The organism is Holdemanella sp., assembly GCF_056804935.1.
This window is the reverse complement of sequence record NZ_DBMEXE010000105.1, coordinates 1-5431: the sequence shown is the minus strand read 5'-3', so window position 1 is coordinate 5431 and position 5431 is coordinate 1. Positions and strand designations below refer to the sequence as shown.

The window sequence follows — 5431 nt, the reverse complement described above, 5'->3', positions numbered from 1 at the left end:
TACTAGTGAGAATATACAAAAAAATAAGAGTAAATATTTATTAATGATTCTTTTCATATTGTTCTTTGTACTCCTTTAAACTTAAGTGGTTCGCTCCACCTTTTAAATTTGGATCTTTGTATTGTGCTTTATCATCTTCCCATCCACATACTGGACATATTTCATAGCTTCCTGGTCCGGATTGAAATGTATACTTTCCACAAACGGGACATTTAAACACAAAAACATTTGATAGTGTTTTAATAACTTTATCCATATCGATTGGCTTTGCGATATAGCCGTTCATCCCAACGGATAATGCTTTTTGTTTATCCTCTTCAAAGGCATTGGCACTCATCGCAACAATTGGAATATCACTAAATTCACGAATCTTTTGTGTAGCTTGATAGCCATCCATATTTGGCATTTGAATATCCATCAAAACCACATCATATTCTTTTTCTTTGACCTGTTTTACACAGGCAACCCCATCACTTACGCGATCTACAATCAATCCATAGTCTGTTAAAAGTGTCATCGCAATTTCTGCATTTAAATCATTGTCTTCAGCAAGTAAGATGTGTTTTCCCTTAAAATCTATAATATTCGTTTCTTGATTATTCTCGAGCTCATTTTCACTTGCTATTTCGAACTGAAATTTAATTCGAGTTGTTGTACCTTGATTGACTTGACTTGAAATTTCAATCGTACCATTCATTAATTCAACCAAAGATTTTACAATCGCTAAACCAAGTCCCGTACCTTTTACGCTCGTTTGCGTACCCGATTTTTCTCTAGAAAAGTCTTCAAAGGCATGTGGCAAATACGCTTCACTCATTCCAATACCTGTATCTTGAATTATACATTGAAAATGGCCAGACTCTGTTTCTTCTATTTGAATTAAAACCATACCTTTTTTAGTGTATTTAACGGAGTTTCCAACGATATTCAACAATATCTCTTCAAACTTAATTTGATCACAATATACATATGGATGTTGAATCTTAGTGGTGCACTGATAGGTTAAGCCTTTTTGTTCGGCTTGTTTTTCAAAGACTGAATTTAAAGATTCAATAATATCATATATATTACATACCTTTATATTTAATGTTTCTTTTCCACTCTCTATACGTGCCATTTCTAAAATGGAATTAATCAAATCTAAAAGAAATGTACTCGAACATCGAATCTTTGATAAATAATCTTTTTCTTTTTCAATATTTCCAACATTCTTTTCCATTAATTCCGTATATCCCATGATTGCGTTCATTGGCGTACGAATATCGTGTGACATACTGAATAAGAAACGGGATTTGGCTGCACTTGCCTCTTGTGCCTTTTTAGCCTCCATCTCAATTTGAGTCGCATATTCTAAATCTTTTTTATGACGAATCTCAAGCTGAGCAATGGCTGCCGTCACAAGAAAGTCAATCATAATACTTGCTACAACTAAACTCATCATTTCATATTTGTTGATCCAACCATTTTTGGGAATGATTTCAAAATTCCAATTATTATTAGGAAGTGCACATTTCACCAACAATGTATCTGAACCTATATTTTCTGAGCTTTTAGAAATAATGATCTTCTCCTTTGTGACACGATCTTTTTTCCAAATCACAAAATCATAGGAAGCTTTTTCTAACTCATCTAAATGAATTTCTGTAAGGAATGCATCCCAATCAATAACTAATATTGAAAAGCCCCAAAATTCACCATTCACATAGATTGGATCGTATAATAAAGCTCCTTTTCCACCTTGTTTTAAATCATAAGGACCTTCTAATGTATATTTCCTTGTATCTTTTGCCAAAGTAGCAGCCTCTTTACGTTCATGTTCTGCCAACATATCCATGCCAATAGCTTTTTGATTTTCTTTAAAAGGATATACATTTTGAATAATTCCGTTTGGCGCAAGTTCAATTGTCTTAACAGCCGGATCATCTCCATATAGTCTAGATGCCACAGATTCAAAGTAAGCATCGTCTAAATCAATTCCAGCCTCAATTGTCTTCTTTAAAAAACCTACTTTTTCAATATACGACTCAAGCTTTATTTCAACGCGATTGATTGTTGAATTTACTGTATATTCTGCCTTTAATTTTTCTTGTTGAATTACGCTGTTACGAATAAACAAACATGCCATATTCGTTAAAACAGAAACCAACACAAAACTAATTAGTATTTGATAAATTAAATTTTTATTTTTCATGGTTTCATTATAAAACGAAAAAAGATGTGTGACAAAAATTATCGCACATCTTTTGCGTTAAACTTTTCACTATAATGCGACTGCATTGCCTGCCAATCCATAAATAAAACATAGAAAACTCGACCAAAACGTTTGCTTTCCACAATTCTTCCTTGATCAAGTACAGGAATATAAGTTCCATCTTGTCTTCTTAATTGATAATGAATATAGTCATTCTTACTTCCACTTTCAATTTGATTCCAAATACTAGTTTCTACCGCTTTTTGTTGGTCTTCACGAATTAAATTTCGGAAACTTTTCTTTGTGCCATTAAAGAACACATCTAGATTTTCATATCCAGCCATATCTAAAAATTCTTTATTTGCTTGACGTACTCTCATCATTAAAATGACGAGATTCTCTTTCTCTCATTGCGAGAAATGGAGCATCGCAAAGCTTTCAGCATGGTTCTAGACCTTGCATATAGTCTTTGCATAGCTCTTGTTTTTCGAGCATTTCCAATCCATGTGGACTGTACTCTGTATACTCATACTGCATCCAGCAGGGCTTACGCCTTAGACCTGACTGGATGAGAGATTCTTTATGCTAGAATCCAAAGCATGATTTCATTGTGTGTCCACATTTTTTCTTATTTAGAATCAATGTATCCTGCATCTTTACAAAATGTGGAAAGTCAAGATGACAGGTTTTAAAATCAGGTGCAGTCAATGTATCGTCAGTATGACAAATTAGAAAAGCAGAATACAAATCTCTTTGTACTTTATGTCCTTCAATCGTTTTAAATCTTTCACTTAAAGTAGGCTTGATGTATTCACCCGTATCATGGTGAAGTTGTGAAGCACGATATTGATGAATATCAATTTCGTAGTATGGTATTCCATACTGTGTTGCCTTTGTTTTTAAATCGGCCTGCATAAGACCTGGAGAACGGTTCTTGATAGAGTGTCCATAACGCTTTTTGCGTTTATATTTGCGTACCATTTTCAAAGAACCGTCTTTTTGTTTAATTGCCGTTGCCTCATCTTTACGCTCTGTCTTCTTTGATTTCTTTTGAAGAGACTTGAAGTTCATTGGCTCAAGGATCAACTCACTCGTATTTTTTAAGAGCTTGTTGATGAAGGTATGGTGTGAAGTCTTAATGTAAGCAGATTGTTTTCGATAGAGCACGCGTATCTGTCGTTTCAGACGTCTGCACCTTCTTGTTGTTTCCCACTTGTGCTTTCCCTTTTTGACTGTACCATTCTTGTTGTAGTTTTCTGGATTATGTTTTCGCATAGAGGCATCCACCAGATTCTGTTTATGGCGAATTTCCTTTTCATATTTGGCTGATTCTGGAGCCAGTTCTTCCAGATGGACCTCGTTGTTTGAGACTGTCGCAATCGTAGAAGTTCCAAAGTCAACACCTGTACGATGTCCACCATCTTCTGACAACGTGATTCGTTTTGGTGCATCACCTCGAAGTGTGATCACTACATAATATTTGAATCCACTGTTAAATTCGATTCTCTTTAAAAATGAATAAACAACATCTTCTTTTAAATCAACAGATGAAATAATGTTCTGAATATATTCATTCTTTGGGACACGAACCTTGTAGTAATGTTTCATAAAACAGATGGTATCCCATCTTGAAAGACGCACTCCTGTTGCAGCACATTTTTGTTTGATACAGTCAAAACTGTTGTATCTTCGATAATGAAGATGACGCCCATCCTCAAAAAGAACTTTTTCTACACCCTTATATACAGCTTCAGCTTCTGCCTGTGCCTGATGAGAGTTGATGTAGTTCTTGTATTTCTTTTGTTCTTTGGATACGAACTTACACAAAGAAGTCTTCGTAAGATTATACTCTTTTTGTTTAATACACATGATATTGGACAATTCTTTTTTCTTTTTCTTTTCAGAAGCTAATAGTTCAGATGCTTTCTTTTTAGAAAATTCAGCTTCACCATAAGCTTTGCGTGCACCCACATATTCTTTATCATGAAACAAAGCATTCAAACAGTTTGTAGCATATCGAACCAATTGATTATGTATCTGATTCGCATAGAAAAAAGACTTCGACAAAAACCGTTTCTCAGATCCACTTAGTTCCAATTGAAAGCGTACTGTATACATATCAAAGTCTCCTTTTTTGCGATATATTCTACGTATATATTATATCATGGTTCGCGTATAGAAACAGCTGAAAACTAGTTACATACGTCATTCATCTCATGACAAAAAGCTACGAGTGTTCTGACTTCAGCAGTAAATTGTTTGTATAATACTTATGGTAATTTTATGTTAAACGAAAACAAAATGTATACAATTATTAAAACAAGATGTAACTTCTGCATTAAGTTGCACAAAAACTGTATGTGTGGCGTTATGCTTAGCTCATGCAGCCCAAGTATTAGATGAAGAAATCGTTTTGATCGATGTCGATATGAATATTGGAATTTTTAAAAATGGAATGAAAGAATTGGATACAACCATTGTAGAGATCATGGAAAACCAATTTTAAGTTTTATTTCAGTCACTTTCTTTAAACTAATTTTAGAAAAGGAAGTGATAAAATGTATATTTTTAAAAATGCGATTCGCAATGTGTTTCGCAGTAAAGGCCGATCCATATTGATTGGTATTATTTTATTTGTGCTGATGTTTAGTGCCTGTATTGGTTTGTCCATTCATCAGGCAAGTATCACTAGTCAAAATGCCAGTCTTGAACTGACAAACATTACGGGTCAAATCAGCCAAAATCGTATGAATATGATGAAAGATTTTGAGCCTGGAAACAAAGAAGATTTGAAAGAATAGATGGATAGTGTCGAATCTTTATCTTTAGATGAACTTCAAAAGTACGCCGATTCAGATTATGTATCTAAGTTCTATTATTCTGCAAATCTTTCTTTACAAGCTAGCGACAGCTTTAGTTTAATGGAAAATCAGCAACAAGGACCTGGTCCAATGGGACAAGAAAATTCTTCATCCATTACGGTTACTGGCTATGAAAATGATGAAGCAATGACTGATTTTACAGATGGTACATCCACTATTACGGAGGGAAATATGTTTGACGAACAAACTGAAGAAAAACAATGTATCATCCCTGAAGATATTGCGACATACAATGGTATTTCTGTAGGTGATACCATCTCATTAAATGTAGATGATTCTACAACCGTAAATTTTGTCGTAACTGGTTTATATTCACCCGCTTCAAGTCAACTTCCATTGCCATTCCATTATCAAAGAA

The 5431-nt window shown here is 34.2% G+C and carries 5 protein-coding genes and 1 pseudogene; 3 read left to right on the top strand and 3 right to left on the bottom strand.

All coding sequences use genetic code 11. The annotated features are described in order from the left end of the window. Nucleotides 1-40: 40 nt before the first annotated feature. The 3 genes from ACZQCL_RS05935 to ACZQCL_RS05925 form a co-directional block, all read right to left on the bottom strand. Nucleotides 41-2191, bottom strand: a complete 2151-nt coding sequence (locus tag ACZQCL_RS05935) for a response regulator (protein WP_482482222.1) — start codon at nt 2189-2191, stop codon at nt 41-43. A 38-nt stretch (nt 2192-2229) separates the two neighbouring features. Then, complete coding sequence (locus ACZQCL_RS05930; protein WP_482482220.1) at nt 2230-2574, bottom strand: PAS domain-containing protein; 345 nt, start codon at nt 2572-2574, stop codon at nt 2230-2232. Between the two features lie 202 nt (nt 2575-2776). Continuing rightward, complete coding sequence (locus ACZQCL_RS05925; RefSeq protein WP_482482218.1) at nt 2777-4309, bottom strand: nuclease/transposase family protein; 1533 nt, start codon at nt 4307-4309, stop codon at nt 2777-2779. A 244-nt stretch (nt 4310-4553) separates the two neighbouring features. On the opposite strand from ACZQCL_RS05925, the gene ACZQCL_RS05920 reads away from it, so the two are divergent. The 3 genes and pseudogenes from ACZQCL_RS05920 to ACZQCL_RS05910 all read left to right on the top strand — a co-directional run. Next, nucleotides 4554-4697 carry a hypothetical protein gene (locus ACZQCL_RS05920; RefSeq protein ID WP_482482216.1) on the top strand — a complete coding sequence of 48 codons (144 nt, stop codon included), beginning with the start codon at nt 4554-4556 and terminating at the stop codon, nt 4695-4697. A gap of 52 nt (nt 4698-4749) precedes the next feature. Beyond that, nucleotides 4750-4992 (top strand): hypothetical protein, encoded by a 243-nt coding sequence (locus tag ACZQCL_RS05915; protein ID WP_482482214.1) that lies wholly within the window; start codon nt 4750-4752, stop codon nt 4990-4992. Continuing rightward, nucleotides 4993-5431: pseudogene (locus ACZQCL_RS05910) on the top strand (hypothetical protein); the annotation flags it as partial. It lies immediately after the preceding gene.

Excerpts from the sequence above, each read along its gene's own strand:
- ACZQCL_RS05925 (WP_482482218.1), bottom strand. The coding sequence starts at position 4,309 with ATGTATACAGTACGCTTTCAATTGGAACTAAGTGGATCTGAGAAACGG.
- ACZQCL_RS05930 (WP_482482220.1), bottom strand. The coding sequence starts at position 2,574 with ATGATGAGAGTACGTCAAGCAAATAAAGAATTTTTAGATATGGCTGGA.
- ACZQCL_RS05935 (WP_482482222.1), bottom strand. The coding sequence starts at position 2,191 with ATGAAAAATAAAAATTTAATTTATCAAATACTAATTAGTTTTGTGTTG.
- ACZQCL_RS05915 (WP_482482214.1), top strand. The coding sequence starts at position 4,750 with ATGTATATTTTTAAAAATGCGATTCGCAATGTGTTTCGCAGTAAAGGC.